Below are 26199 nucleotides of genomic sequence, written 5' to 3'. Positions count from 1 at the left end.
TCAGAACACTAGACATGCAAGGGAACTCAGTTACCATTTCTGTAGAAATCAACAGGAGGTCGCCATGCCCACTCCCCTCGTCCGAAGCTACGCCGATTCAGCGGTGCTCATCGCGGGTGGCACGTCGGGCGTCGGCCTGGCCACCGCCCGCGCCTTCGCCGATGCCGGCGTACGACGAATCGCGCTCCTCGGGCGGGATTCCGGGCGAGGAGCGGCAGCTCGCCAACAGGTCGCCGAGCACTGCCCGGATGCCCAGGTCGAGTTCCTCGCGTGCGATGCCGGTGTGCTGGCACAGGTCGAGGACACCGTGAGCCGCGCCCACGAGCTGCTCGGGGGCCTCGACGTGCTGGTGAGCTCGACCACCGCGGCCTACCGTCCCGACCTCCTGCACCGCACCGACCCGGCTGACCTCGAGGCCATCCTCGTCGGCCAGGCGCTGCCGCCCATGCTGCTCACCCGCATCGTGCTGCCGTACCTCCAGGAGCAGGGCGGCGGCAGCATCATCAACATCGCCTCGGACGCAGCGAAGGTACCGACGCCCGGCGAGGCTGCTCTCGGCGGGGCGATGGCGGCGATCGTGATGTTCACGAAGGTGGCCGCCCTCGAGGCCAAGCGCAACGGTGTCCGGGTGAACGTGCTGACACCCTCCCTCATCGCAGGCACCACGACCGCGGCGAACGTCCTCAGCGACGGCTTCAGCAAGCGACTGTTCGAGAAGGCCGCCACCCAGGCGCACCTGGGCGTCGCCGAACCGGAGGATCTCGCCGCGATGGCGGTCTTCCTCGGCGGCCCCGCGGCGGCCCGGGTCACCGGCCAGACGATCAGCGTCAACGGCGGGGTCTCGGTCGCATGAGCGGCGCACCCACGGCACCGCTCGTCGTCCTGCCGGTCGGCCCCGAGGCTGCCTTCGGCGTCGGCGCCGTCTCACTCGGGCCCGACGGCGTGCACGGCACGATGCCGACAGGCCGTCCCTACCTCGGCCCCGACGGCCGTCCCTCGGTCGGAGCCCTCGGGGTGCTCGTCGACGACGTCACCGGATATGCGGTCATCCACGGCCTGATCGACGGCGCTTGGTCGGTCAGCACCGAGATCTGGCTGGACCTGCTCGGCCCGCTTCCCGACAGCGGCACACTCTCGGCGAGTGCCCGTGTCGTCCACGCGACCACGGTGTCGGGGTTCACCGAAGGATGGGTGGCTGACGACAGCGGTGTCCGCATCGCGCAGTGCCGCCAGCGGGGTCGTGCGATCCCGGAGACCCCCTTCGACCTCGAGCCGTCGAGCTACCACGTACGCACGGGCGCAACGGACGTGGCGGAACTGATCGGCCTCCAGACCGTCGACGGGCGTACGACCCTGCTCAGCATCACGCCGGACCTCGAGAACCCACGGCACATGCTGCACGGCGGTGTGTCGCTCTGCGCGTCCGAGGTGACGGCCGTCCTGAGCCGCATGGCCGCAGGCGTCGACCTGCCGACGAGCTCGGTCCACATCGCGCACACCCGCGGCATTCCCGCAGGGTCGGAGGTGCTCTTCCGGGCCGAGACCAGGCACGCCGGTCGGACGTTCTGGATCACCGAGGTGACCGGCTGGGTCAACGGCAAGGTGGCCTGCGTGAGCACCGTGTCCGCCCAGAAGCTCTGAAGCCAGTAGGCCCCGGAGTCAGGCCGACTCGTCGACGAGCTGCCAGAAGCGGGCGTGCGCCTGCTTCTCCCATGCGTGCCGCCGCTCAGCCAGGAGCGCGGCCGCTTCGTGACCGACCCACTCGGGAAGCAAGGTGGCCGGCAGCTGCGGGTCTCGCCGCATGAACCGCTGCTGGAGGTTGAGCAGGTCGAGATAGGTCAGCAGGATCTCGTCCGGGTCCGTCGGCTCCGGCGCGGAGCTCTCCTGATCGAGGAGGCGGCGGTACTGCGCGGCCAGCTCGCTGAGGTCCCAGGACTGCTCCACCAGCTGGGCGTCGGTCAGGCCGACACCCGCGGTGGGGCCAGTGATGGCGACCGCCGTGTCCTCGAGGCCGAGGTCGGTGACCAGTCGGCGCAGCTCGGGTGCCCGTTCGTTGTGCGGCGTGACCCACAGGCCGGGGGTCGGGTTGCCCATGCCGAGCCAGTCGAGCCCGCCGTACAGGCGCTTGCGGGTGGTCCGCTGCTGCTGGGGAACGCTCACCCACAGGAACAGCCAGCTGCCGTCCCACGTGTCGTCGGTCCCGAGGTAGGTCTCGGAGCGCCGCACACCTTCGGCGACCAGCTCGCGGCCGCGAGCGGCCAGGCGCCACCGGACGGCGCGTCCGACCCGTTCGCGTTCCAGCCAGCCCGAGGCGGCCGACCGCGCCAACACCTGACGACCCGCGTGGTCCTCGACGCCGAGGCCACCCAGGACCTTGAGCAGCGCGGTCGTCCACGCGCCCTCCGGACGGTCGGGCAGCATCTCGCCCGCCAGGGTCAGCAGCAGCGATCGCGCGCTCGGCGGGGGCAGCAAGGAGTCCGCGCCCCGCTGGCTCGGCAATACAAGTGCATCGGACATAGAGGACATGGAATCAGCCCGGCCTACCTGTTCGTCGGAGGGTCCACCTGGTGCGCGTGGCCGGTCCAGTCCAGGCCGCCGACGACTCCTTCGCCGACGGGGATCTCGTCGGCGACCACATTGACGTAGGCCTCGACGTGGGCTGTCATCCGTCGCTGGGCCAACTCCTTGTCACCAGCACGAATGGCGGCAGTGATGGCCTGATGGGCACGACAGGTCTCCGCCCGAACGTGGCCGTCGACGCTGCCGACGTAGCCGGTGGAGTCGTAGATCAACTCGGCCAGCGCCTCCATCAGGCCCGACAGCAGCTCGTTGCCAGCGGCCCGGGCCACGGCCATGTGCCAGTCGACGTTGGATCGCAGGAACCGGTTGACGTCCTGTGCCTCGGCCATCACGAGGTTGGTCGCGTCCATCGCGAGCAGGTCGGCTTCGGTGTGTCGTACCGAGGCGAGTCCGGCGCACGCCGGCTCGATCGTGGCCCGGGTCTGGAGCAGGGCCGCGAGCGACACCTGGGTGCCGCGCACCACCAGGCGCACCGTGCTGGCGATGTCGTGGCCGCTCGGGCGGCGCACGAAGGCACCGCCCGAGCGGCCTGATCGGATCTCGACGAAGCCCCGGATCTCGAGCACCCGCAATGCCTCGCGCACCGAGGTGCGGCTCAGGCCGGTCTGCAGGACCATTTCCCGTTCCGGTGGGAGGACGTCGCCCTCGCGGAGCTCACCCCGGCTGATCCGGCCGGCCAGTTCCTCCGCCAGCACGTCGCTGGCCTTGGGGACCCGGAGCGGGTGCAGCGGCGCCATGCTGTCAACCGCGTCGGGCGGAGGTGCCACCTGCGCACCATCGATGCTCATCGGGTCACCTCCGCCCTCGTCACAGCCTGTCCCGGATCAGTCGAGCTGGCAGGCCGGGTTGGGCTCCGGGTTGTTCTCCGAGGCCGGGATCGCGGCGGTCGCGACCAGGGCCAGCTTGCCGTCGTCACCCTTCTTGACGGTTCCGACGTACGTCGGCGCCTCGATCTGGTGGTCCGCGGCGCGCATCGTGACCTCGCCCTGGATCGAGTTGTAGGTCAGGCCTTCGAGGGCCTTCGCGACGTCGCCCGGAGCGATGCTGCCTGCCTCCTCGACTCCAGCGAAGAGGGTCTGCATGCCGAGGTAGCCGTTGCCCACATTCTCGGCCGGAGCGTGGCCCTTCTTCTCGGTGTAGGCAGCAACGAATGCCTTGGTCTCGGCGTTGTCAGCAGTGGGCATCCACGAGTTGGTGCCGAGCGCACCGATCAGGCGCTCGTCATCGAGAGCCTTGAGGGTGGCCACCGAGAGACCGGTGTTGACCAGCACGGTGTCGTACTTCTGGAGGACGCCGAACTGGAGGCCCTGCTTGAGGAAGTTGACCGCGTCGCCGCCGGCGAGCGACACGACGAGACCGCCCTTGCCGCTGAGCTGGCTCAGGTAGCTGCCGAAGTCCGCGGTGCCCAGCGGCGAGAAGAGCTTGGCGTTCAGCTTGCTCCCCTCCGCCTTGATGGTCTTCTCGACTCCCGCCGTGCTGTCCTTCCCGAAGGAGTAGTCGGCCGCGATGCTGTCCCACTGCGACTCGTCCTCCTCCTTGAGCCAATAGGCGAGCGTGTTGACCCCCGCGGTGTCATTGGCAGTCACGCGGAAGTATCGCGACGTGCACGACTTGCCGGTCAGGTCGTCGCTCTGCCCCTGGGTGCCGATCATCAGGGCGTCCCAGGCCTCGAGCTTGGGGGTGACCGCAGCCATCTCCGGAGAGGAGACCAGACCGATCACGAAGCGTGCGTTCTTCTCCTGGACCAGCTTCTGCGTTGCGGCGAGCGCTCCCTCGGCGGTCCCGAGGTCGTCGGCGAACTCCAGCTCGATCTTGTGTCCATCGATGCCACCGTTGGCGTTGGCCTCGTCGGCAGCGAACTGGATGCCCTCGCGCTGCTCCTCCCCATAGGCGGCGTACGGCCCGGACTCGGGTGTGACGACCGCGATCCGGATCGGGCCGTCGGCATCCTGTTCACTGGTGCTCGCCGCCCCTCCCGAACAGGCCGCGGTGACGATCATCAGCCCGGTCAGTGCAGCACCGAGGCAGACTCGTGTGTTCTTCATCTGGATCTCCAATCAGGTCGGCCGGACGGCCGGGCCAGGGGTGGGTGAGGAGTGGGAGTGGCGTGGGTCAGACCCCGACGAGATCGCGAAGCGACTCGCTCGAGGTGTCTTCGATGCGGCCCTCGGCGACCGTCTCGCCCTTGAGCAGTACGGCGTACCGGTCAGCGAGTCGGGTGACGAGGTCCAGGCGTTGCTCGATGAGCAACATCGACGTGCCTGCCGCCTTGAGGTCAGCGAGGCAGTCCCCGAGAAGGTCGATGACCACCGGCGCGAGTCCCTCGGACGGTTCGTCCAGGAGCAGCACACGCGGGTTGGACATCAGGGCACGTCCGATGGCCAGCATCTGCTGCTGGCCACCACTCAGGTGCGTGCCGAGCGAGCGCCGCCGCTCCTTGAGGTCGGGGAAGATCCGGTAGACCGCGGCGAGGTCCCACGGTCCCTTCCGGTTCGGCGCGGACCCGATCTGGAGGTTCTCCTCGACGGTGAGCGAGGACAGGATCCAACGCCCCTGCGGCACCAGGGCCGCACCCAGACAGGCCGCTTCATGAGGGGACTTGCCGCGCAATGACTTGCCGCCGACGGCGATGGTCCCGCCCTTGAGGTGGGCGATGCCGAACATCGTGTTGAGGCTGGTGGTCTTGCCGACGCCGTTGGGACCGAGCAGCGCGAAGGACTCGCCCTCGGCGACCGCGAAGGACAGCCCGTCGAGGATGAGCGCGTCGTCGTAGTAGGCACGCACGCCGTCGAAGGTCAGCACGTCGCTCATGCCGCACTCCTTCCGAGGTATGCCGCCATGACCTCGGGATCACGGCGAACCTGTTGCGGGTCACCGTCAGCGATCACGGCACCCTGGGCCAGCACGGTGAGCCGGTCGCAGACGCGGTAGACCACCTCGAGGTGGTGCTCGACCAGGACGACGGTCATGCCGCGCTCGCGCACCAGTGCAGCCAGGTGATCGGCCAGCGCGATGCTCTCCTCCCGGGACAGGCCGGCGGCCGGTTCGTCGAGGAGCACCAGGGCCGGGGCGCCGAGCAGGGCCAGGGCGATGTCGACGCGACGCTGCTCGCCGTACCCGATCTCGGCGGGCGTGTGCGGCAGGCACGGACCCAGCGCGAGAGCAGCGACGACGGCGTCGACGTCAGGCTCCCCCACCAGGTGGGCCGCGACGTCGAGCTGATCGGCAACGGTCAGCTCCGGGTAGACGCTGATCCGCTGGAAGGAACGGGCGATCCCGATGTGGCGGCGACGCGGCCCCGCCATCCGGGTGATGTCGCGACCCTGGAAGTGCACCGTTCCGGCGGTCGGCCGGAGTCGACCGGAGATCAGGTCGATGCAGGTGCTCTTGCCGGCACCGTTGGGGCCGATGAGTCCGTGGATGGAGCCCTCGGCCACCTCCAGCGACACCTGGTTGACGGCCTTGACGCTGCCGTAGGCGAAGGTCAGATCATCGAGTCTCAGCACGACGGCCTCCTCGAGTCGAGTGCGGGACGGTGGACGAATCGGGTGTGTCGCGCCGCGCGCGCAACCGGGAGGTGACGGCCGTGAAGCCTCGTTCGAGGATCTCGACGCATCCGCCGGGTGCCACCAGGACCACGACGATCAGGACGGCGCCCAGCACTGCCTGGTAGTGGTTGCCACTGCCCGCGAGGTAGTTCTGGAGCAGGATGAAGAGCACGGCACCGAGGGGCGGGCCGAGCACGCTGCGCACGCCACCGATCACCGCCACGATGAGGGCGAGTCCGGAGGTCGACCAGAACAGCGCGGTGAGCGAGATGAAGCTGGTCGTCACGAGGTTGAGGGAGCCGGCGATGCTGGCAACCAGGCCGGAGACCGTGAACGCCACCACCCTCGGCCAGTAGGTGGCATAGCCGGAGAAGCGCATCCGCTCCTCGTTGTCGCGGATCGAGGCGAGCCGTCGTCCCCACATGGTGCGGCTCAGCACCCACAGTGCGGCCATGGTGATCATCAGTACGCCCCACACGAGCGGCCACGCCTCGACCGGGTTGCCGTACATCACGACGTCCTTGCCGAGAAGTGAGCCTTCGAGCTGGACGTTGAGGCCATCGGCCCCGCGGGTGATCGAGTGCAGCTGTCCACCGGCCACCCAGGCGAGCATCCCGATGGCGAGGGTGAGCATCGCGAAGGCGATCCCGGGAACCCGGATCGTCACCAGCCCGACCACCAGGGCGGCGACCGTGCCGCCCCCGATTCCGGCGAGCAGGGTCAGCCCGATGGGGAGGTCGGCATGCTGCGCGACGTACGCAGTGCCGTAACCAGCGATGCCGTAGAAGGCAGCGTGGCCAAAGCTGAGCTGGCCGGTCTGGCGCAGCAACCAGCCGATGCTGAGGGCGAGCAGGCCCATCACCATGGCCTGCTGTGCCAGCTGCAGCTGGTACAGGCTGATCAACCACGGCGCCCCCAGCCCGGCCACGGCCAGGACGAGCCAGCCCAGCACCTGCCAGCGGGCCGAGCGGTTGGCGTGCCGCAGGGTCCCGGCAACGGTCTGGCCGGGAGCCGGCGGCGGAGTGACTGCGATGGGCTCGGCCACGTCGCCAGCGGTGATGTCGGTCAGGGAGCTGATCACAGCGCCGTCCTCCTTCCGGCAATGCCCTGCGGTCGCAGGAGCAGCACCACGAGCATCAGCAGGTAGGGCACGTACGCGGCGAGCGTGGGCAGCTGCACCGTGGCCAGCGCGTTGGCCATGCCGATCAGCAGCGCGGCGATCATGGGCCCACCGATGCTCCCGAGACCGCCGACGACCACGACGATGAAGGTGGTGATCAGGATCTCGGTGCCCATGGCGGGCGACAGCGTCAGATACGGACCAGCCAGCACCCCGGCCAGGCCGGCGAGGCCGAAGCCGAGGGCCACGACGGTGGCACTGACCCGGTCGACGTTGACACCCATCGCTCCCGCGGTCACCCGGTCGTCGCCCGAAGCACGCACGAAGAGACCGGTGCGGGAGAACTTGAGCCAGGCCATCAGGCCGGCGCAGACGAGGAGCCCCATCGCGATCACGAACAGGCGGTACGTCGGGTAGGTCGCGAACCCGAGGTCGGTCGTTCCGGCCAGCACCGCCGGCGGATCGATCGTGCGGGCCTCAGTGCCCCACACCGTCTGCACGACGTCGGCCACCACGAAGGTGATGCCGAAGGTCAGCAGCACCATGTCGAGCGGGCTGCGTCCGACCAGGAACCGCAGGCCGTAGCGGTCGACCAGCAGACCCGCGACAGCCAGGAGGATCGGCACGGTGACGAGGGCGATCCAGAACGAGGTCCGTTCAGAGATCGAGAGGGCGACGTACGCCGCCAGCATGTAGATGGCACCGTGAGCGAAGTTCACGACGCCGCGGAGTCCGAAGATCAACGCCAGTCCCGAGGAAAGGACGAGGAGGAGGACGCCGAACGCGAGGCCGTTCAGCACCTGGACAAACATGAAGCCTCCAGTGGATGGGACACAGATGTTCTGAGTGGGGTGGGCAGGGTGAACCATCCGGGGACCCGGGCGGGTCCGCGGTGGCGAGGGAGGAAACGGCGGCGGTGCCGGGCTACCCGTCGTTCTTCGTGGTCATCGAGCCACCTCCGCAAGCCTGATCCGGGTGGCGAACTCGAAGCCCGTCGCCGCTCGACGCAGGTCGTCCTCGACGGTCGGGTCGTGCAGGACGATGTCGACGCCGAGCCGGGACCCCGACTGGTCGAGACTGACCTCGGCGCCGGGATCGAACGAACGGGCGAGGTCCTCGACGACGCGGGTCACCGCGTCGGCGCGCAGCGCTGGCTTGGAGACCTTGCCGACCGGGGTCAACGGGATCTCGTCGATGACGACGACCTCGACCGGCACGGCGGCGCGCTCGTGCACGTGGGTGCGGCAGAACTCGAGCAGTTCCGCGGGATCGAGGGTCGCGCCGGAACGCGCCTCGACGTAGGCGATCGGCAACTCGCCCTTCGCGAGGTCGGGTCGGCCGATGGCCGCCACGAGGTGGACGTCCGGATGCTCGGCGAGGACGTCCTCGATCGCCCGCGGGTCGATGTTGTGTCCGCCGCGGATGATCAGGTCCTTCGCACGGCCGAACACCCAGATGTAGCCGCTCTCGTCAACGCTGCCGAGGTCACCGGTGTTGCCCCACCGCCAGCCCTCGGGCATCTCACCGGGCACACCGCTCGGGAAGTAGTCGCGGTCCAGCTCGGCATTGGCGTAGCCGGACATCACGGTCGGGGTCGCGGTCAGCAGCACACCGCGTTCTCCCGGCGCACAGTCCCGGACCCAGCGACCGTCGCCGTCGAGCTCGACCGCCTTGACCCTCACGAAGGGCAACGGTCGACCGACCGAACCCACGCGGGGCTGCGTGCCGTCGTTGAAGTGGCCGGTCGTCGTACCGTGCAGCTCGGTCATTCCCCAGTTCTCGCGCAGCCAGATGCCGAAGCGCTCGTGGAAGGCGAGCACCAGCTCCATCGGCGCGGCGCTGCCGCCGACATGGAAGTCACGGACCACGCAGCCCTCCGCGTTGCCGTCGCCGTGCAGGAGCGCGAGGGCCGTGGTGGGCGTGGCGAGGAGCGAGGTCACCCGGTAGTGGCGGGCGATGTCCCAGAAGGACGCCACCGCTTCGCGCGACCGGAAGCCGACCTGGGTGAGGGTGAGGAGCGTGCCACCGAAGATGACGGTACGCAGCCCGAGGGAGATCGTGCCGCCGCAGTGGAAGTTCGGCATCCCGTGCGCGGTGACGCCGTCGGGCTCGTTCCCCATCAGTGCGGCGACGTTCCATGCGACGTGCAGTTGTCCGGCCTGGTTCATCCGCACCAGCTTCGGCGTTCCGGTCGTGCCGCCGGTCGGCTGCATCAGGGAGTCACGTCGCGGATCCTGGTCGAACTCGGCGTCGAGGTGGCCGCCGTGATCGGCTGCCCGGCACCTGAGGTCCAGTGCGGGATCGACGTCGTCGACGTACAAGACCTCGAGGAGGGAGGGCACCTCGGCACGAAGCGCCGCAATGCTTCCCTTGGACTCGAGCAGGTCACGCGTCGTGACCAGCACGGTCGCCCGGGTCTCCCGCAGGATCGCCGCGACGGGCGCAAGGTCCAGGAACGGATTGAGGGGTACGCCGACGCCGGCCGCCTGCGCTCCCCACAGCGCGCTCAGTCCTTCGGGCACCATCGGCAGCATCAGCCCGACCACCGAGTCGGCCTCGCCGGCGATACGCCGGAACAACCCGCCCGTCGCCTCGACGTCCGCGACGAGCTCGCGATAGGTGACCGTCCGGTTCGGCGTGAGGAAGTCGGGCGCCTCGACCTGGATGATCGCCGGCTTGTCCGGGTGCTCCGCGGCGACGTACTGCAGGCAACCGAGGATCGTCTGCGCGGGGAGCAGGTCGCTCGCGTCGTACGTCGCCTCGATCTCGGCGACGTCCTGCGCACTGCGGATCCGCTTGCGGACCAGGGTCGGCTCAGACAACGGAGATCCCCCCGTTCACGCTGACGACCTGTCCCGTGATCCGGCGCGACCGGGGCGACGTGAGGAACAGTGCGGCATGGGCAAGGTCGCTGGGCTCGGTCATGCCGAGGGCGGCCTGGCGGGAGATCTTGTCGAAGATCTTCTTGCTGAACTCCTGCGACATGGCCCGGTCGAAGGACGCCGTGTCGGTGATCAGGGAGGGCGTCAGGACGTTCACGCGGATGCCGTCGCGCTTCGCCTCCACGGCGAGGGTCTGGGAGAAGGTGACGATCGCGGCCATCGCCGCCCCGATGCCGGTCTCGCCGGGCGTCGGCACCTTGGCCGCGTCGCTGGCGATGTTGACGATCGCGCCGGACCGCTGGCTGCGCAGGTAGGGCAGCACGGCCCGGGTCATGAGCAGCGGCCCCAGGGCCTGCTCGACGAGGATCTCGCGCAGCTGCTCGATGGCGATGTCGTGGAGCAACGTCGGTTGGTACGGCGCAACGGTCGAGCAGACGAGGACGTCGATCCGGCCGAGCAGGCGGTGCGCCGTGTCGGCCGCCTCCACCGCCGACGCGGGGTCGTTGAGGTCAGCGGAGATGAACTCGACGTGGGCCGAGGGTGCGTGCTCGAGCACCGCCTCGACCGCGCGCTTGCCGCGCTCCTCGTTGCGTCCGATGACCACCAGTTCCGTGCAGCCGGCGCGGACGTACTCGATCGCCGTCGCCAGGCCCACGCCCGAGGTTCCACCGGCGATGACAACGCCCTGGCCGGCGAACTCGCCTGCGGACTCCGTGGCACTCATCGTCTTCCTCCATCAACGTCGTCTGGTCCGACCATTCACTTGGTGCAAAGTGACGTACACCACTGACCAATGGAAACGAACCTAGACTGACGTTTGACAGTTATCAACCCCCAATGCACGAAATTGTCCAACCAAATGAAATCGGCCGCCACCGACTGTCGACTTTTCCAGCCACCACGGCCCCGCCCTCGGCCCGATCAGGACTCGCAGTGACACCATGGCGGCCCCCGATCCGAGGAGACCACCATGCCTTCGACCGCCACCTTCACCTCACCGAGCGACGGCACCGCCATCGCCACGTACACCTGGGGCGAGGAGCTCGAAGATCCCCGAGGGGTCGTCCAGATCGCTCACGGGCTTGCCGAGCACGGCTGGCGCTACGACCGGCTGGCCCGGGCGCTCGTCGCCGCCGGCTATCGGGTGCACGCCGTTGACCACCGCGGCCACGGCAACTCGGTCGCCTCGGCCGACCAGCTCGGGCACTTCGACTTCACGGCCCTGGTCGCCGACGTCGCAGCCTTCGGTGCCTCGCTGAAGGAGCAGTCCGACCTTCAGCTCTTCCTCGTCGCGCACTCGATGGGTTCCTTCGCCGCGCAGACGGTCATCCTCGACCACTCCGACCAGTACACCGGAGTGGTGCTGTCGGGCTCGACCGCACTCGATGTCCTCGGAGCCGAGCTCGCGAAGGCCGAAGGCCCCGTCGGCCTGGAGGCCTTCAATGCCGGATTCGAGCACCGGACCGGCTACGAATGGCTGTCACGCGACGACGCCGAGGTGGACAAGTACGTCGCCGATCCCCTTTGCGGCTTCGACCTGCCCGACACCGCCGTTCCCCAGCTCTTCGCGGGTGCCGCTCGACTGGGCGACCCGACGGCCCTGGCCGGCGTGCGCAACGACCTCCCGATCCTCGTCACGTCGGGCGACGCCGACCCACTGTCCGGCGGCGGCCAGCTGGTCCAGCTGCTCGGCCAGCGCTACCGGGACGCCGGGGTCACGGACCTCACCGTGAGCCTCTACCCCGGGGCCCGCCACGAGATCTTCAACGAGACCAACCGCGACGAGATCACTGCCGACGTGATCGAGTGGCTCACCCAGCGCAGCTGATCACCCGACCGCCGGGGTCCGTTCAGCCAACGTGTCCCGACGCATCCATAGTGCTCGCAGTGGGGCCACCTCAGGCCCAGATGCCGCCCGGTCGACCGCCATCGGCGGTGATCACGGCACCATTGGCCAGCCGGCCGCGGGGCGAGGCCAGGAAGGCGACGAGATCGGCCACATCGGCGGCCGAGACCGGCCGCCGCAGCGAGTTGCCCGACGCCAGGTCGGCATAGGCAGCGTCACCCTCGGTGCGTTCGGTCACCGTCAGTCCGGGGTGCACGCAGGTCACGGCGATGCCGTCCGGTCCGAGGTCGTCGGCGAGGTTCTTCGTCAACGCCACCACGGCGATGTTGCGCACCGAACCCGCGATCGATCCGGTGGCTCGCGCGTTCATGCCGCTGATGTTGACGATCGCACCGCCCTGGCGGCGCAGGTGAGGAACCGCCGCCCGCGCAACCCTCAGGTACCCCAGCACCTTGGTGTCGACGTTGCGGAGCAGGTCTTCGTCATCGAGGCCGGCAAGACCGGGGACCTGGCCGGGCAGCGCCCGTGGGGCCGCACAGTTGACGACGACGTCGAGGCGGCCCAGCAGCGCGGCGGCCTCGTCCACGGCCGCGCGGACCGAAGCGTCGTCGGTGGTGTCGGCCGCGACGATGCCCGCGGCCCCCACCTCGGCAGCGGCCGTGGTGAGCGTCGCGCGGTCACGGCCGAGCAGGACCACCTGAGCGCCTTCGCGTGCAAGTGCCGCTGCCACGGCCTTGCCGATACCGCGATTTCCGCCAGTGACGAGGGCGCCGAGTCCGGCAAGTCCGAGGTCCATCGGCTCAGTCAACCCGGTCGGTCAAGGCACTCAGACCAGCGTCGCCCGATAGCGGTACGACGACGAGCGGGTCAGTGCGAACTCGAAGATGCCCGAGCCCGGGCTGCCTGCCCAGTCGAACGAGCAGAGCCGGTCGGTCAGCGAGGAGTCGAGGGTCCGCTGGGTGACGGAGCCGTCGAGCGGGTACACCTCGCCCTCCACGTGGTCGCGACCGAGCGGCTTGCCGTGGTGGCCGCCGTACCCGCCGCCGGCCATGTAGCCGCCACCGGCAGAAGCGTCGGTGTCGATGGGATAGACGGCACCGGATGCGGTGGTGACCTGGACGCGCCCGGACTTGAGGTCGAGCTGGTCGTCGAAGACCAGGTCGTGCTGCACGTCGACGATCTCGTCGAGGGTGCCGTCGGTGTGCATGACCGCGCCCTCCAGCAGGATCCGGCCGCCGTCGCGCGACTCCACCAGGAGGAAGCCGACGGAGCGGTCCTCGAACTGTGCCTGGTACCAGATGTGCAGACCCTGCCCACCGGCCATCGTGCGGACGCCGCGGGACCGGTCGCGCTGGCTGTACCAGCGCTCCACCCGCTGCTCCACGCCGTCGATCGTCAGGGTTCCGGACGCCCAACCCGACTGGAAGAGGTGGGAGAACGAGGTCATCTCACCGGACGAGTTCGTCACGTCGATGTCGCCCCACCACGCGGGAGTCCGTGCCTCCCAGGTCAGGTCGAAGGTCATCCCGGTGGGGTTGTCGGAGAGGGTCGCGCGCCAGGTCTTGTTCGGCTCCACGACCTCGAAGCTGAACGGACCGCAGGTGCCGGGTGCCGTCGCCGAGAGCTCGGTCGAGTAGCGCGCATTGCGCTGCTCGGTCGGGGTCGAGAGGATCGCGAACCCGTCGACCGTGTCGCGGACGGGGTGCAGTCCCAGCCCGAAGAGCACCGACGGTGCCGTGGCATCGGTCGGGTGCACGTTGAAGACGAACCGGTCGAAGAACCGATCGGGCAGGCCCGCCGCCTCCTCGGCGCGAATGATCCGGTCGTGGAACGTCTCGTGGAAGCGGGTGCTCATCGGGTTTCCTCCAGGTCGGGTTCGGGTGGCGGCGGCAGGCCGGCCGTGCGATGGGCGTCCACCAGGAACGCCTGCACCAGGGCCTGGTCGGCGTAGTAGGGATCACCGACCCCGCGGACGGCACGCCTGCGGCCGTACTCGTAGAGCACCGCCAGCTTCCAGAGAGCGAGTGTGGTGTACCAGTTCAGGGCGGACAGGTCGGCGCCCGTGCGCTCGGCGTAGCGCGCCGCCAGCTCGTCGCGCGTCGGGTAGCCGTCCTCGAGCAACGCGGTGCTGAGCTCCTGGGTCGGGTTGACCGGAGCCCCGACCGGCACCGAGGCCAGGAAGTAGCCCAGGTCGAAGAGCGGGTCCCCGAGCGTGGCCAGCTCCCAGTCCAGGACTGCGGCGATCGTCCCGGGCGACTCGGCTGAGCACACCACGTTGCCGATGCGGAAGTCGTTGTGGACGATCGTGGCGCCCGACTCGGGAGGAACCCGGTCGCGCAACCACGCCTCGGCGGCGGCGAAGTGGGCCGGTGGATTCCCGTACTCGTCCGCCACCAGTCGCGCCATCCGGGCCAGGTGGCGGGCATTGAAGCCCTCCGGCCGACCGAGGTCGCCGAGACCGACGGCCTGCCAGTCCACGGCGTGCAGGTCGGCGAGGGTGTCGACCAGGGACTCCCCCAGGCGCCGACGCACCACGGGGTCGTCGAGTGGGGCAGGGGTGTCCGTGGTGATCACCGGGCCGGCCGAGAAGCCCATCACGTAGAAGTCCACGTCCAGCAGCTCGCCCGCAACGGAGGTGGCAAGGAGCTCAGCCACGGGCACCGGTGTGTCCGCCAGGGCACCGATGATCCGGGCCTCGCGCAGCATGTCGTGTCCGCCCGGCGGAGTCGGCGGCGGCGGCGGACGCCTGAGCACGACCTGGCTCCCGCTCTCGTCGGACACCAGATAGGTGAGGTTGGAGTGCCCGTCACCGATGGGCTTCGTCGTCACGGTCCCGGTGGTCAGGCCGCGCTTCTCCAGGAAGACAGCCAGGTCGTCGCGTTGGTCGGGCGACCAGTCCCAGTCACTCATCGGGACTCACTGGCCGGTGAAGCGAGGGGCCCGCTTCTCCTTGAAGGCCGCCAACGCCTCGGGCATGTCTGCGGTGCGTGTCATCAGTGCCTGGCCACGGTTCTCGAGCTCGAGCGCCGCGGCGTAGGACGAGATCTCCAGGTTGCGCTGGATCGCCCGCTTCGACATCCGCACACCCGCCGGAGAGTTCTCGGCGATCTGCTGCGCCAGCGCGACGGCGGCGTCGAACAGCTCGTCGGTCGGCACGACCCGGTTGACCAGCCCGATCCGCTCGGCCTCGTCGGCACCCACGACCCGCGCGGTGTAACCGATGTCCGCAGCCCGAGCCGGCCCCACCAGTCGGGTCAGGTGGTACGACGTCCCGAGCTCGCCCACGGACAGGCCGACCTTCACGAAGGCGGCGCTGAACTTGGCCGCCGGGTCGCACAGGCGGATGTCGGCAGCGAGCGCAAGCGCGAGCCCGCCACCCGTCGCCGGTCCGTGGACCGCCGCGATGACGGGGAACGGCAGGAAGTGCAGGCCCTGGATGCCGCCGGTGGCGGTCTCCTGGAACTTCAGGAACTCCCGCACCCCCATCTCGGTGATCTGGTGGATCTGCTCGAGGTCGAAGCCGGCGCAGAACGCACGCGTGCCGGTGCCGGTCACGATCAGCGCCCGCAGCGGCGCGTCGCGCAGCGCGAACGCCGCTTCGCCGTACTCGCTGAACATGCGGATGGTCTGGCTGTTCATCCGGTCGGGCCGGTTGATGCGCAGCACGCCGATGTCGCCGGGCAGCACCTCGAAGGTCAGTTCCTGGAGGTCAGGGAAGTCGATCTGCACAGCGGGCCTCTCGTCTGTCACGGTCATGACTGGTCACTCCCCCTTGAAGACGGGCTTGCGCTTCTCCTTGAAGGCCGCGAGGGCCTCGGGCATGTCGGTGCTGCGGGTGAGCAGCGCCTGTCCGCGGTTCTCCAGCTCCAGGGCGGCGGCATACGAGCCGATCTCCATGTTGGCCTGGAGCGCCCGCTTCGAGAGCTGGACGCCACCGGGACTGTTGGCGACCATCTGGCCGGCCAGCTCGAGTGCGTCCTCGATCAGCTTGCCGGGCTCGCTGATGCTGTTGACCAGCCCGATCCGGGCGGCCTCCTCGGCGTAGACCATCCGGCCGGTGAAGCAGATCTCGCTGGTGACCGCGGGGCCGACCAGGCGGGTCAACAGCCACGACGTGCCGAGGTCGCCAGCGGTCAGGCCGATCTTGACGAAGGCTGCGTTGAACTTCGCCTCCGGCGCCGCGAGCCGGATGTCGGCCTGCAGGGCGAGGGCGAGCCCGCCACCCGCCGCAGGGCCGTTCACTGCGGCGATCACCGGGACCCGGATGCTGCGGACCGAGACCAGCGACCGCGCTGCGCGCTCCTGCTGGTTGAGCATCTGGATCGCTCCGAGGTCGGCGAGGCCGTCGGCGTCGGCGAGGTCATAGCCACCGCAGAAGGCCGCGCCAGCGCCGGTCAGCACCAGCGCCCGGAGGTCATCCTCCTGGTCGAGGTCGAGCGCGGCCCGCTCGAGCTCGACGAACATCTCGTTGGTCATCGCGTTGTAGCGCTCGGGACGGTCCAGCGTGAGGACCACGACGCCGGGCGTCGCCTCCTCGAGCGTGAGCGTCTCGTAGCTGCGGTCAAGGCTCTTCATCGGGCAGCACTGCCTTCCTGGGTTGGTTCCCGAGTGATCGGCGTGGTCTGCGCGATGGCGCCCGCGGCCTCCCACTCGTCGATCTTCCGGGTGGGAATGCCCCATCCATCGAGGGCCTCCCGGGTGTTCTCGCCCGGCGCCGGCGGGGCGCTGTCGACGTACGCCGGCGTCCGGCTGAACCGGGGCTGGGGCGAGGGCTGGGTGACGCCGGCGACGTCCACGAAGGTCCCGCGCGCAAGGTTGTGGGGGTCGGTCCACGACTCCTCCACCTCGAGCACGGCCGAGATGCAGCCGCGACCGGCCGCGCGCTCGATCCATTCGTCACGGGTCCGCCTCCGTACGGCGTCGGCGAACACCTTCTTCAACTGTGGCCACTGCGTCCGGTCGTTCTGGTCGGGCAAGGCAGTGGGGTCGATCCCGAGGATCTCCAGCAGGTCGGCGTAGAAGTGCGCCTCGAGCGCACCGACCGCCAGCCACCTGGCGTCGGCCGTCTCGTAGGCGTCGTAGAACGGTGCGCCCGAGTCCACGATGTTGGTCCCTCGCTCGGTGTCCCAGGTGCCGGTGCTGACGAACCCGTGGAAGGCGGCGGCGAGCAGGGCTGAGCCGTCCACCATCGCCGCATCGATCACCTGCCCGAGACCCGAGCGCTGTGCCTCCCACACGGCGGCCACGACACCGAGGGCGAGGACCGCACCACCGCCGCCGAAGTCACCGGCGAGGCTCAGCGGCGGCGTGGGCGCCTGGCCGTTGCGGCCGAGGAGCGCGAGCACTCCGCTCTGGGCGATGTAGTTGATGTCGTGTCCGACGGCCTGGGCCATCGGTCCGTCCTGGCCGTAGCCGGTCATCCGCCCGTAGACGAGCCGGGGGTTCACGGCGGCACAGTCAGCGGGCCCGATGCCGAGCCGCTCGGTGACGCCGGGCCGGAAGCCCTCGATCAGTACGTCGGCACCCGCGACGAGGTCGAGGACCACTTCTCGGCCACGAGGGTGCTTGAGGTCCACGGCCACCGAGCGCCGGCCGCGGTGCATCACTTCGGTGCGGAAGTCGGCATTGGGTCCGACGAGGGCGGCCCCGCTGGTGCGGTCGACCCGGATCACGTCGGCACCGAGGTCGGCGAGCAGCATCGCGCAGTACGGCCCGGGGCCGATGCTCCCGATCTCGACCACCCTGAGCCCCACCAGGGGCCCGGTGAACGATCGTTCCGCGACGGTCGCAGACATCCCATCACCTCCACGGCGAGCGTAAGTCATGAACTAATGGTCAGGCCATACTTTTCCGGAGTCGAAGTGGAGACAATTCCATCCGCCTCAGCCCGGATCAGGCTCAGAGCGCGATCAGTTCCTGCACCGCACGGTCACTGAGCTGGGACACCGGCCCCTCGCCGGCCAAGCGCCCCTTGCGCAGTGCGAGGTAGCGGTCGGCGACCTTCTGGATCATCCCGATGTGCTGCTCCACCAGCAGCAGGGCGGTACCGCGGGACCGGATCTCCTTCAACGCTTCGACGATCGCGTCGATGATGACCGGAGCCAGCCCTTCGGTGGGCTCGTCCAGCATCAGCAGCGACGGCCCTGCCATCAACGCACGCGCAATGGCGAGCATCTGCTGCTCGCCGCCGGACAGTGACGTGCCCGGCCGCTTCTTCCCGCGTGCCAGGTTCGGGAACAGCTCGTAGAGATCGGGAAGGGTCCAGGTGGTCGGGCGGCCCGAGGCCTGGCCAAGGACGATGTTCTCCTCGACCGTGAGGTTGCCGAAGATCCGCTTGCCCTGTGGCACGAGGGAGACACCCCGGGCGGTGGGCACGTGGGCCTTGCGCCCGATCGGCTCGCCGCCGACGAGGATCTCTCCGGACACGGTCGGGACGCCGTACACCGACATCAAGGTGGTGGACTTGCCGGCACCGTTGCGCCCGACGAGGCCGACGGTCTCTCCCTCGCTGATGGAGAAGGACAGGTCCTGCAGGATGATCGATCCGGCATAGCCGGCGGTCACGCCACGGAACTCCAGGATCGGCGTCGTCATGCTGCGCTCCCGAGGTAGGCACGGATCACGTTCTTGTCGGCGCGGACCGCCTCGGGCGTACCGCTCGCGAGCACCTTGCCGAGGTCCAGCACGGTGATCACGTCGCAGGTGCGGAACACACCCTCGACGTCGTGCTCGACGAGCAGCGCAGCAACATTGCGTTCCTTGCAGACGTCGCGGACGTGCTGGAGCATCCGCACCGATTCGTCGTGCACCAGGCCGGCGCACGGCTCGTCGAGCAGGACGACCTTGGGCTGGCCGATCAATGCGATCGCCAGGTCCACCGATCGCTGGGTTCCGTAAGCGATCTCGGAGCAGACCCGGTCACGGATCCCGTCGAGACCCAGCGTGGCGATGATCCCGTCGAGATCCGATTCGTCGTTGCGGCGGGCGACCATGTCGAGCTGGTCGCCGACCGTCATCGATCCGAAGACGCTGGTGCGCTGGAAGGAGCGCGACAGGCCCTTGCCCCGCCGCCACCGCACCGATCGGCGGGTGATGTCGGAACCCTCGAACGTCACCCGTCCCGATGACGGACGCTTGCGTCCTGACAGGGCATCGATGAACGTCGACTTCCCTGCGCCGTTGGGGCCGATCACGCCATGGACCACACCGGGCTCCAGCGCGATGTCGACGTTGTCCAGTGCGACATGGGCGCCGTACTTCACGGTCAGGCCGTGTCCTTCGAAGATCGTCATCGCTGTCCCTTCCTCAGTCGGTGGTAGAGCTTCTGGAGCGTGCCGGTGATGCCACCGGGCATGAAGACGAGCACCAGGATCAGCGTCAGTCCGGTGAAGAGGTGGAGATTCCCACCGAAGTTGAAGTTCGCCTGCGCATAGACGTAGAGGAACGTTCCGACGATCGGCCCGGCCAGGAGGCCGAACCCACCGATCAGGGCGGCAATCAGCGAGTCGCCCGCTCGGGCGAAACCGAGGATGTCGGGCGAGATGTAGCCGGCGTTGATTGCGAAGAGCGCTCCGCCGATCGACGCCACGGCCCCGGAGAGGACGAAGGCCAGCAGGCGCGGAAGGAACGTGTCGTAGCCGGAGAAGCGCATCCGCTCCTCGTTCTCCCGGATCCCCTCCAGCGTGGTGCCGAACCGTGATCTGCCGACCAGCCAGAGCAGGGTCGCGCAGACGACGAGGGCGATCCAGGCCATCGGCCAGAACAGGCCCGGGTTCATCACGTCGGCCTGGCCGAGGCCGAGGAAGGTCATGTCCCGGTCGTAGGCCAGCAGCTTGCCGTCGTGGGCACCGGTCAGCGGCCGCGCCGATGTCTGCACGCTCAGGGCGTAGAGCGCCTGCGACAGTGCCAGGGTCAGCATCAGGAAGCCGAAGCCGGACGCGCGGACGACGAGCAGGCCCATCAGCAGAGCCATGCCGGTGCCGACGAGGATTCCGAATCCGACGGCGGCCGTCGGAGTCCAGCCCCAGTTGGTGGTGGCGATGCCGACGCCGTACGCAGCGGCACCGAAGAAGGCGCCGTGGCCGAGGCTGATGATGCCGAGGTGCCGGGCCAGGAACCCGATGCCGATGGCCAGCAGGCTCAGGATCGTGCCGTCGAGCACCAGGCTCATCTCGTAGGTGTCGGTCACCACGTGGGGCACCGCCAGCCCGGCGAGCAGCACACCCAGGGCGAGGCCGAGTCCGATCAGGGTGCCCTTGCGCCGTCCACGGGCCGGCGGGAGCACGTCCAGCATCGTCTCGGTCACGTCATCGGTGGGGGTCGTCGTGGTCATGACACCCTCTTTCCGGCAAGCCCGGTGGGCCGCCACAGCAGGACGATCGTCAGGGCGACGTAGGGGACGACCACCGCGAAGCTCGGGGACCACACGGTCGCGACGCTCTGGATGATGCCGAGGCCCATTCCGGCGATCATGGCGCCGGCGATGCTCCCGATGCCGCCCACCACCACCACGATCAGGACGGTGATGAGGAAGGCATTGCCCATGCCCGGGTCGAGCGCGACATAGGGCGCCGCGAGTGCACCGGCCAGGCCGGCGAGCGCGGCGCCGACGGCGACCACGACCAGGCTGACCTTGTCGACGTTGATGCCCATGATGGCTGCCGTCTCGATGTCCTGACTGGCGGCACGGATGTGGAGACCGATCGAGCTGCTCCGCAGCCAGACGATCAGCCCCGCGGCCAGGAGGAGGGCGATCACGATGATCGCGAGTCGGTAGCTCGGGTACTCGACACCGAGGAAGTTCGTCGTCCCCTGCAGGAACTCGGGCGGGTTGACCCGCAGGGTGCGCTCGCCCCAGACAAGGACCACGACCCGCTCTGCGATCAGCGCCAGGCCGAACGTGATCAGGCCGAGCTCGATGTGGGAGCGGTGCTGAAGGGGCCGGAAGAAGACGAGCTCCAGGATCGCGCCGACAACAGCCAGCGCGAGCGGCACCACGAGCAACGCAACCCAGAAACCGGCCACGTCAGCGACCGAGTAGGCGATGTAGGCCCCCGACATGTAGAGCGCCCCGTGGGCGAAGTTCGCCACACCGCGGAGCCCGTAGATCATCGCCAGGCCCGAGCTCAGCACCATCAGGAGCGACCCCAGGGCCACCCCGTTGAGAAGTTGTGCTGCGTTCACTTTCGTCCTCTCCTGACACCGGGACGCCGGTGTGCGGTTCCCCGCACACCGGCGTCCGTGCGCATCAGAACTTGCAGTCGGAGTTCGGCTCCGGGGTGGTCAGGTCGGGCGTGGTGTTGGAGAGGATCTCGAACGCGAGCCCGCCGTCACCCTTCACGACCTGGCCGACGTAGGAGTCGCGCAGGACCTGGTGGTCAGCGCCACGGACGGTGACCTCACCGACGATCGTGTCGACCTCGAGGTCGTCGATGGCCTTGGAGACCTTCGCCGGGTCCGAGCTGCCGGCCTCTTCGATCGCGGCGAAGAGGGTCTGCGCAGCGAGGTAATTGTCGGCCGGGACGTAGTACGGCGCGGACCCGTTGTCCTCGGTGTAGGCCTCCACGAACTCCTTGTTGAGCTCGTTGTCGCCCGCGGCGTCGTAGCCGACATTGTTGTAGTAGCCGACGATCGTGTCGCCCAGGGTCTTGAAGAGCGGCTCGGAGACCATGTTGAGCCCGAGCACGGTCTTGAGCTGCGCGTCGAGGTTGAACTGGTCGGCCTGCTGGACGAACGCGACGCCGTCAGCACCGAACTCGACGGCGAACACAGCGTCCGCACCGCTGTCCTTCAGCTTGGTGATGTAGGAGCCGAAGTCGGTGGTGTTGAGCGGAGCGAACTGCTCGAGCACGACCTCCTTGCCGGCCTTCTTCGCGGCGGCCTTGAACTTGTCGGCCGCGCTGTGACCCGTGGCGTAGTCCACCGCCTGGATGGCCCACTTCTCGCCGGGCAGCTCTGTCAGGGAAGCAGCGAGTGCGTTGACGTCCATGCTCGTGCTCTGCACGACGTGCACGGCGTACGGCGAGCACTGCTCACCGATGAGGGCGTCGTCCTTGCCGAGAGCGTTGAACGACATCGCGCCGAGGCCCTCGAGCTGCGCGTTCAGGGCACCGTGCTCCGGCGAGGTCATCACCGCTCCGATGAACTGGGCACCGTCCTTGGTCACCGCTTCCTTCGCGACCCGAAGAGTGGTCGCCGGGTCGGCGTCGGTCGACTTCACGACGAGCTCGATCTTGCGGCCGTCAATGCCGCCCTTCTCGTTGATGAGGCGGACCGCGGTCTTCCAGCCCTTCACCGCGTCGGTGCCGAACTGAGCCAGGGCTCCACTGGTCGGCGGGATCAGCGCGACCTTGATGGGGCCGTCCTCACTGTCACCACCCGAACTGTCGCTGGCCGCCCCGCAGGCGGCCATGGTCATTGCCAACGTGACAGCACTTGCAGCCGCCAGCAGTCGTCGCTTCATGCAGAAGATCCCCTCGGGTTTCGACACGACCGCCCATCGGTGTGTCTCACGTCACCAAGTATGGTCTGATAATTAAATCGGTTCGACCCTATAAGGGGGGGTTCTTCTATCCCCTAAGAGGTAGGCGGAACCCCCACCAGCCTGGAAACGGGCCGGATCAGCCCGGCGCGATCGTCTCGGGGACCCGCGTGTTGGCCGCGGCGCGCCGCTCGGAACTGATGATGAGGACGACCGCGCCGACCACGGCGCCCCCGCCCACCAGGACTCCCGGCCCGATCGGTTCGGCAAGGACGAGCCAGCCGAGGAAGACCGCGACGACCGGATTGACATAGGCGTGGGTCGCGACCAGGGAGAGCGGCACGTTCGCGAGCAACCAGGCGAAGGCGAGGAAGGCCACGATCGAACAGGCCACCACCAGATAGGCCAGCGCGAACCAGCCCTGCGCGGAGTAGTCGGTGCTGAACTGCTCGCGCGTCGCCAGGGCGAGCGTGGTCGAGCAGCCGGCGGCGACCAGCTGCTGATAGGCCGCGACGGCGACGATGTCCTGCGGCAGGCGCAGGCTGCCCTGGAGGAACGAACCGACGGTCCAGCTCACGCTCGCCGCCAGGCAGAAGACAGCACCCAGCAGGGGCAGCGCCTCCCCGGTGGTCTGCCCGACGCCGATGAGGGCCGCGAGGCCGGCGAAGCCCACCGCCACACCGCACAAGGTCGCCACCGGCGGACGATCGCCCGTCACCAGTCGGAGCAGTACGGCCCAGGCCGGCACCGTCGCGACGATCAGGGCGGCCACACCCGACGGGAGCCCGCGGACCTGCGCGAGCGCCTGGAAGCCGTTGCCGAACCCGAGGAGCAGGATGCCGGTCGCGAGCAGGCCGACCATCTCCGGTCGGCTCAGTCGCAGCGTTCGCCAGCCCTTGCGGAGGACGGCGATACCGGCGAGGACCAGCCCGGCCACGAGGTAGCGCTGGGCCATGGCCTGGAAGGGGTCGACCTCGTCGACGACCAACCGGATCGCCAGGTAGACACTCCCCCACAACAGCCATACGGCAGCCATGCAGACCACGAGGGTCCTGCGGTTGACCGCCTGCAGCCCCTCAGGCACGGAGCCGGGTCACGCGAAGTTCGGAGCGCGCTTCGCGATGAACGCAGCGATGCCCTCGGCTGCTTCACCGTCCTCGAAGAGGCCCTGCTCCTGCAAGCGTTCGAAGGCGATGCCCTCGGCCAACGGCATCTCGAAGGCGGCATCCACCGTGCGTACGACGGCCAGCTGGGCCGGGAGAGAGGACGTCACCAGGTCGCCGGCGAGCTCCAGCGCCGCCGCCACGGCGTCGCCGTCGGTGAGCCGGTCGACCAGTCCGATCCGGAGAGCTTCCTCGGCATCGACCTGGCGGGCGGTGAGCATGATGTCGAGCGAACGACCACGACCCACCAGCTGCGTCAGCCGCTGCGTGCCGCCGGCACCGGGAATCAGGCCGAGCTTGACCTCGGGGAGGCCGAGCTTCGCACGTGGTCCCGCCACCCGCATCGTGCAGGCCATGGCGAGCTCGAGGCCACCACCGAGGGCCAGTCCGTCGACTGCGGCGATCGAGAGCCAGGGCGACGCCGCGAGCCGGTCGTTCACCGCGCGCATCTTGTCGCCGTACGCCAGGAAGGAGTCGGCGTCGATGGTCGACATGTGCTTGATGTCCGCGCCGGCAGCGAAGAAGCCGTCACGGGCGGAGGTGAGCACCATGACCTTCACGTCGCCGGCCTTCTCGGCGGCGTCGATCGCGGCATGCATGCCGTCCAGGATCGGGATGCCCAGGGCGTTGGCGGGCGGCCGGTCCATGGTCACGACCGTGACGCCGGGCGAATCGGTGGTCCAGGTGACGACGGGGTTCTCGGACATCGGGTTCCTGCTTTCGGGGTTCGTCGATCAGGTACGGCGAGCGGTCAGGGCCGCCGCGGGAAGCGGGTGAACTCGGGGGTGCGACGCGCCTTGAACGCCTCGCGTCCCTCCTGGGCCTCGTCGGTGCCGTAGAAGAGGAGGTTCGCGTCGTGGGCGAGCTGCTGGATGCCGGCGTAGCCGTCCTCGTGCGCATGGAAGCTGAGCTTCGACATCCGCAGCGCTCGTGGCGAGAGCTCCAGCATCTGGCGACACCACCGCACGGTTTCGGCCTCCAGTTCGGCCAGCGGTACGACGGTGTTGACCAGGCCCATCTCCAGCGCCTCGCGTGCGTCGTACTGACGGCACAGGAACCAGATCTCCTTGGCCTTCTTGGGACCGACCAGGTCGGAGAGGATGCTCGATCCGTAGCCGCCGTCGAAGGAACCGACCTTGGGACCGACCTGGCCGAAGACGGCGTTGTCGGCGGCAATCGTCAGGTCGCAGACCAGGTGGAGCACGTGGCCACCGCCGATGGCCCAACCCGCCACCATGGCCACGATCGGCTTGGGGCACCGACGCATGGCGACATGCAGGTCGGTGACGTGGAAGCGCCCGGTCGCGTGGTCGTCGAGCTTGTAGCCGCTGTCCCCGCGCACCCGCTGGTCGCCACCGGAACAGAACGCCTTGTCCCCGGCGCCGGTGAGGATGATCGCGCCGACGGTCTCGTCCTCGCGCGCGACCATCAGCGCCCGGTCGACCTCGACCAGGGTCTGCGGACGGAAGGCGTTGTGGACCTCCGGCCGGTTGATCGTGATCTTCGCGATCCCGTCGTGGCTGGTCTCGTAGACGATGTCGTCGTACTGGCCGCTCGCGGTCCAGTCGACGGTGTCAGCGGGGTGGGTCATGGTCTCCTCGGGACGGGATGATCAGGCGCCGTAGCGGCGCGCGTAGGAAGGCAGGGCGGGCTCGCGACCGGTCCAGGTCAGGGGGTTCAGCAAGCCCGTCGTGAAGCTGACGGTGATCGGCGCAAACGACAGGCTCCCGACCAGGTCCGCCTTCGGCAGGACCACCCGCGAGCACACGCGCGTGTCGACCCTCGCGGCGCGGGCCGTGCCACGGTGCCTGATCGCGTCGATCATCAGGGCATAGGCAACCGGGTCGCTGGAGAGCAACGCGTGCTCGGCCACGTGGCCGGGACACACGTCCTGGACGAGGATCGTCCGGATCCCTCGACCACTGCTCGCCGACGGTTGCGGCGTGATCAGCTCATCGAGCCGCGTCGCGATCGACGTGACGGCCAGTCCCTGCGGCATCGGCGCCCGCTCCAGCGCCCGCATGGTGTGGCCCCCGCGGGACATCTGCCAGGCGATCGGAGCGCACCGGCAGGTCGCGCACAGTGCGTTGGCGACCGCCGTACCGCGCAACGGCCCGGCGATCGGTACGACGTCCGAGGCATGCCGCGCGACGTCGGGCCAGAACTTCGCGACCCACAGCACCATCGCGCCACCCTGGCTGTGCCCGACCAGCGCCACCTTGCGACCACTGCGTCGATGGGCCACCCGGGCGGCGTGCACGGCGTACTCCGCGGCGACGGTGAAGTCACCCAGCGCCCGCTTCGGCAGGCGCACGTCACACCAGCCGTAGCCGTCGGCAGTGAGCTGGCGTTCGAAGGCCCAACCCCAGACCTCGTCGGGTTCACTGGCCGTGCCGTGGACAAGAAGCACCGTAGGTCTGGGGTTGGAGCGGTTGGCCAGACGACTGCATCGCACGGCAGCGTCCAGACGGGCACGGGGCGTGCGGAGCACGGGGCTGGCGTCGCCGCCGCCGAGCGCGTGAGCGGAAGCGGCCCCCACCTGACTTCCTGCGCCAGGAGGCGACGGCGGCGACACCAGGA

General features: G+C 69.1%; 27 protein-coding genes. 3 read left to right on the top strand and 24 right to left on the bottom strand.

Annotation, left to right across the window (positions count from 1 at the left end; all coding sequences use genetic code 11):
- The first annotated feature begins 64 nt into the window (after nt 1–64).
- Both ACOACQ_RS12670 and ACOACQ_RS12665 read left to right on the top strand, forming a co-directional pair.
- Entirely contained in the window at nt 65–853 is a 789-nt protein-coding gene (locus ACOACQ_RS12670) for an SDR family NAD(P)-dependent oxidoreductase (protein WP_378607280.1), read from the top strand.
- On the top strand, nt 850–1641 hold the full coding sequence (locus ACOACQ_RS12665; protein WP_420288400.1) for a PaaI family thioesterase: 792 nt from the start codon (nt 850–852) through the stop codon (nt 1639–1641). The genes ACOACQ_RS12670 and ACOACQ_RS12665 overlap by 4 nt, the downstream gene beginning before the upstream one ends.
- Nucleotides 1642–1659: 18 nt before the next feature.
- On the opposite strand, the gene ACOACQ_RS12660 is transcribed toward ACOACQ_RS12665, so the two are convergent.
- From ACOACQ_RS12660 to ACOACQ_RS12620, 9 genes are all read right to left on the bottom strand, one after another.
- Nucleotides 1660–2517 (bottom strand): PaaX family transcriptional regulator C-terminal domain-containing protein, encoded by an 858-nt coding sequence (locus tag ACOACQ_RS12660; RefSeq protein WP_378607274.1) that lies wholly within the window; start codon nt 2515–2517, stop codon nt 1660–1662.
- Between the two features lie 23 nt (nt 2518–2540).
- Nucleotides 2541–3368 (bottom strand): FadR/GntR family transcriptional regulator, encoded by an 828-nt coding sequence (locus ACOACQ_RS12655; protein WP_378607271.1) that lies wholly within the window; start codon nt 3366–3368, stop codon nt 2541–2543.
- Nucleotides 3369–3404: 36 nt separating this feature from the next.
- Nucleotides 3405–4625: an ABC transporter substrate-binding protein gene (locus tag ACOACQ_RS12650; RefSeq protein ID WP_420288399.1), complete on the bottom strand. Its 1221-nt coding sequence runs from the start codon at nt 4623–4625 to the stop codon at nt 3405–3407.
- A 67-nt stretch (nt 4626–4692) separates the two neighbouring features.
- On the bottom strand, nt 4693–5391 hold the full coding sequence (locus ACOACQ_RS12645) for an ABC transporter ATP-binding protein (RefSeq protein WP_378607265.1): 699 nt from the start codon (nt 5389–5391) through the stop codon (nt 4693–4695).
- Nucleotides 5388–6086 (bottom strand): ABC transporter ATP-binding protein, encoded by a 699-nt coding sequence (locus ACOACQ_RS12640; RefSeq protein WP_378607262.1) that lies wholly within the window; start codon nt 6084–6086, stop codon nt 5388–5390. Before ACOACQ_RS12640 ends, ACOACQ_RS12645 begins: the two co-directional genes overlap by 4 nt.
- Nucleotides 6070–7209 (bottom strand): branched-chain amino acid ABC transporter permease, encoded by a 1140-nt coding sequence (locus ACOACQ_RS12635; protein ID WP_420288398.1) that lies wholly within the window; start codon nt 7207–7209, stop codon nt 6070–6072. Before ACOACQ_RS12635 ends, ACOACQ_RS12640 begins: the two co-directional genes overlap by 17 nt.
- Nucleotides 7206–8060 (bottom strand): branched-chain amino acid ABC transporter permease, encoded by an 855-nt coding sequence (locus ACOACQ_RS12630; protein WP_378607257.1) that lies wholly within the window; start codon nt 8058–8060, stop codon nt 7206–7208. The genes ACOACQ_RS12635 and ACOACQ_RS12630 overlap by 4 nt, the downstream gene beginning before the upstream one ends.
- Before the next feature lie 132 nt (nt 8061–8192).
- On the bottom strand, nt 8193–10070 hold the full coding sequence (locus ACOACQ_RS12625) for an AMP-binding protein (protein WP_378607254.1): 1878 nt from the start codon (nt 10068–10070) through the stop codon (nt 8193–8195).
- Nucleotides 10063–10854 carry an SDR family NAD(P)-dependent oxidoreductase gene (locus tag ACOACQ_RS12620; RefSeq protein ID WP_378607251.1) on the bottom strand — a complete coding sequence of 264 codons (792 nt, stop codon included), beginning with the start codon at nt 10852–10854 and terminating at the stop codon, nt 10063–10065. Before ACOACQ_RS12620 ends, ACOACQ_RS12625 begins: the two co-directional genes overlap by 8 nt.
- Before the next feature lie 246 nt (nt 10855–11100).
- Between ACOACQ_RS12620 and ACOACQ_RS12615 the strand changes: the two genes are divergently transcribed.
- Nucleotides 11101–11958: an alpha/beta fold hydrolase gene (locus ACOACQ_RS12615; RefSeq protein ID WP_420288397.1), complete on the top strand. Its 858-nt coding sequence runs from the start codon at nt 11101–11103 to the stop codon at nt 11956–11958.
- A gap of 70 nt (nt 11959–12028) precedes the next feature.
- Here the strand turns inward: ACOACQ_RS12615 and ACOACQ_RS12610 are convergent, their stop codons facing one another.
- From ACOACQ_RS12610 to ACOACQ_RS12540, 15 genes are all read right to left on the bottom strand, one after another.
- On the bottom strand, nt 12029–12772 hold the full coding sequence (locus tag ACOACQ_RS12610) for an SDR family NAD(P)-dependent oxidoreductase (protein WP_378607245.1): 744 nt from the start codon (nt 12770–12772) through the stop codon (nt 12029–12031).
- 30 nt (nt 12773–12802) lie between these two features.
- The gene (locus ACOACQ_RS12605; protein WP_420288396.1) at nt 12803–13831 is read right to left on the bottom strand and encodes a DUF7064 domain-containing protein; all 1029 of its coding nucleotides are present in this window, start codon (nt 13829–13831) and stop codon (nt 12803–12805) included.
- Nucleotides 13828–14886 (bottom strand): phosphotransferase family protein, encoded by a 1059-nt coding sequence (locus ACOACQ_RS12600; protein ID WP_420288395.1) that lies wholly within the window; start codon nt 14884–14886, stop codon nt 13828–13830. The genes ACOACQ_RS12605 and ACOACQ_RS12600 overlap by 4 nt, the downstream gene beginning before the upstream one ends.
- A 6-nt stretch (nt 14887–14892) precedes the next feature.
- Nucleotides 14893–15732 (bottom strand): enoyl-CoA hydratase/isomerase family protein, encoded by an 840-nt coding sequence (locus ACOACQ_RS12595; RefSeq protein ID WP_378607236.1) that lies wholly within the window; start codon nt 15730–15732, stop codon nt 14893–14895.
- A 6-nt stretch (nt 15733–15738) separates the two neighbouring features.
- The gene (locus ACOACQ_RS12590) at nt 15739–16551 is read right to left on the bottom strand and encodes an enoyl-CoA hydratase/isomerase family protein (RefSeq protein ID WP_378607233.1); all 813 of its coding nucleotides are present in this window, start codon (nt 16549–16551) and stop codon (nt 15739–15741) included.
- Nucleotides 16548–17771, bottom strand: a complete 1224-nt coding sequence (locus tag ACOACQ_RS12585) for a CaiB/BaiF CoA transferase family protein (RefSeq protein WP_378607230.1) — start codon at nt 17769–17771, stop codon at nt 16548–16550. Before ACOACQ_RS12585 ends, ACOACQ_RS12590 begins: the two co-directional genes overlap by 4 nt.
- Nucleotides 17772–17874: 103 nt before the next feature.
- Nucleotides 17875–18570 (bottom strand): ABC transporter ATP-binding protein, encoded by a 696-nt coding sequence (locus tag ACOACQ_RS12580; RefSeq protein ID WP_378607227.1) that lies wholly within the window; start codon nt 18568–18570, stop codon nt 17875–17877.
- Complete coding sequence (locus tag ACOACQ_RS12575; RefSeq protein WP_378607224.1) at nt 18567–19268, bottom strand: ABC transporter ATP-binding protein; 702 nt, start codon at nt 19266–19268, stop codon at nt 18567–18569. Before ACOACQ_RS12575 ends, ACOACQ_RS12580 begins: the two co-directional genes overlap by 4 nt.
- Complete coding sequence (locus ACOACQ_RS12570; protein WP_420288394.1) at nt 19265–20308, bottom strand: branched-chain amino acid ABC transporter permease; 1044 nt, start codon at nt 20306–20308, stop codon at nt 19265–19267. The genes ACOACQ_RS12575 and ACOACQ_RS12570 overlap by 4 nt, the downstream gene beginning before the upstream one ends.
- Nucleotides 20305–21159 (bottom strand): branched-chain amino acid ABC transporter permease, encoded by an 855-nt coding sequence (locus ACOACQ_RS12565; RefSeq protein ID WP_378607218.1) that lies wholly within the window; start codon nt 21157–21159, stop codon nt 20305–20307. Before ACOACQ_RS12565 ends, ACOACQ_RS12570 begins: the two co-directional genes overlap by 4 nt.
- 64 nt (nt 21160–21223) lie before the next feature.
- Nucleotides 21224–22438 (bottom strand): ABC transporter substrate-binding protein, encoded by a 1215-nt coding sequence (locus ACOACQ_RS12560; protein ID WP_378607215.1) that lies wholly within the window; start codon nt 22436–22438, stop codon nt 21224–21226.
- A 157-nt stretch (nt 22439–22595) separates the two neighbouring features.
- Nucleotides 22596–23540 carry an EamA family transporter gene (locus ACOACQ_RS12555; protein WP_378607212.1) on the bottom strand — a complete coding sequence of 315 codons (945 nt, stop codon included), beginning with the start codon at nt 23538–23540 and terminating at the stop codon, nt 22596–22598.
- A 9-nt stretch (nt 23541–23549) separates the two neighbouring features.
- Nucleotides 23550–24326, bottom strand: a complete 777-nt coding sequence (locus ACOACQ_RS12550; protein ID WP_378607209.1) for an enoyl-CoA hydratase/isomerase family protein — start codon at nt 24324–24326, stop codon at nt 23550–23552.
- A gap of 44 nt (nt 24327–24370) precedes the next feature.
- Entirely contained in the window at nt 24371–25210 is an 840-nt protein-coding gene (gene menB / locus ACOACQ_RS12545) for a 1,4-dihydroxy-2-naphthoyl-CoA synthase (protein ID WP_378607206.1), read from the bottom strand.
- Between the two features lie 21 nt (nt 25211–25231).
- Nucleotides 25232–26029 carry an esterase/lipase family protein gene (locus ACOACQ_RS12540; RefSeq protein ID WP_420288393.1) on the bottom strand — a complete coding sequence of 266 codons (798 nt, stop codon included), beginning with the start codon at nt 26027–26029 and terminating at the stop codon, nt 25232–25234.
- Nucleotides 26030–26199: the final 170 nt, after the last annotated feature.

The sequence above is a fragment of the Nocardioides sp. CPCC 206347 genome, assembly GCF_048654605.1.
In the GTDB taxonomy this organism is placed as follows: Bacteria; Actinomycetota; Actinomycetes; order Propionibacteriales; family Nocardioidaceae; genus Nocardioides.
This window is presented reverse-complemented; position numbering and strand designations above follow the sequence as displayed.

Bases quoted from the DNA above. Each gene is read 5' to 3' on its own strand.
- ACOACQ_RS12670 (WP_378607280.1), top strand. From the start codon at position 65: ATGCCCACTCCCCTCGTCCGAAGCTACGCCGATTCAGCGGTGCTCATC.
- ACOACQ_RS12665 (WP_420288400.1), top strand. From the start codon at position 850: ATGAGCGGCGCACCCACGGCACCGCTCGTCGTCCTGCCGGTCGGCCCC.
- ACOACQ_RS12660 (WP_378607274.1), bottom strand. From the start codon at position 2,517: ATGTCCGATGCACTTGTATTGCCGAGCCAGCGGGGCGCGGACTCCTTG.
- ACOACQ_RS12655 (WP_378607271.1), bottom strand. From the start codon at position 3,368: ATGAGCATCGATGGTGCGCAGGTGGCACCTCCGCCCGACGCGGTTGAC.
- ACOACQ_RS12650 (WP_420288399.1), bottom strand. From the start codon at position 4,625: ATGAAGAACACACGAGTCTGCCTCGGTGCTGCACTGACCGGGCTGATG.
- ACOACQ_RS12645 (WP_378607265.1), bottom strand. From the start codon at position 5,391: ATGAGCGACGTGCTGACCTTCGACGGCGTGCGTGCCTACTACGACGAC.
- ACOACQ_RS12630 (WP_378607257.1), bottom strand. From the start codon at position 8,060: ATGTTTGTCCAGGTGCTGAACGGCCTCGCGTTCGGCGTCCTCCTCCTC.
- ACOACQ_RS12620 (WP_378607251.1), bottom strand. From the start codon at position 10,854: ATGAGTGCCACGGAGTCCGCAGGCGAGTTCGCCGGCCAGGGCGTTGTC.
- ACOACQ_RS12615 (WP_420288397.1), top strand. From the start codon at position 11,101: ATGCCTTCGACCGCCACCTTCACCTCACCGAGCGACGGCACCGCCATC.
- ACOACQ_RS12610 (WP_378607245.1), bottom strand. From the start codon at position 12,772: ATGGACCTCGGACTTGCCGGACTCGGCGCCCTCGTCACTGGCGGAAAT.
- ACOACQ_RS12605 (WP_420288396.1), bottom strand. From the start codon at position 13,831: ATGAGCACCCGCTTCCACGAGACGTTCCACGACCGGATCATTCGCGCC.
- ACOACQ_RS12600 (WP_420288395.1), bottom strand. From the start codon at position 14,886: ATGAGTGACTGGGACTGGTCGCCCGACCAACGCGACGACCTGGCTGTC.
- ACOACQ_RS12595 (WP_378607236.1), bottom strand. From the start codon at position 15,732: ATGACCGTGACAGACGAGAGGCCCGCTGTGCAGATCGACTTCCCTGAC.
- ACOACQ_RS12590 (WP_378607233.1), bottom strand. From the start codon at position 16,551: ATGAAGAGCCTTGACCGCAGCTACGAGACGCTCACGCTCGAGGAGGCG.
- ACOACQ_RS12585 (WP_378607230.1), bottom strand. From the start codon at position 17,771: ATGTCTGCGACCGTCGCGGAACGATCGTTCACCGGGCCCCTGGTGGGG.
- ACOACQ_RS12580 (WP_378607227.1), bottom strand. From the start codon at position 18,570: ATGACGACGCCGATCCTGGAGTTCCGTGGCGTGACCGCCGGCTATGCC.
- ACOACQ_RS12575 (WP_378607224.1), bottom strand. From the start codon at position 19,268: ATGACGATCTTCGAAGGACACGGCCTGACCGTGAAGTACGGCGCCCAT.
- ACOACQ_RS12570 (WP_420288394.1), bottom strand. From the start codon at position 20,308: ATGACCACGACGACCCCCACCGATGACGTGACCGAGACGATGCTGGAC.
- ACOACQ_RS12560 (WP_378607215.1), bottom strand. From the start codon at position 22,438: ATGAAGCGACGACTGCTGGCGGCTGCAAGTGCTGTCACGTTGGCAATG.
- ACOACQ_RS12550 (WP_378607209.1), bottom strand. From the start codon at position 24,326: ATGTCCGAGAACCCCGTCGTCACCTGGACCACCGATTCGCCCGGCGTC.
- menB (WP_378607206.1), bottom strand. From the start codon at position 25,210: ATGACCCACCCCGCTGACACCGTCGACTGGACCGCGAGCGGCCAGTAC.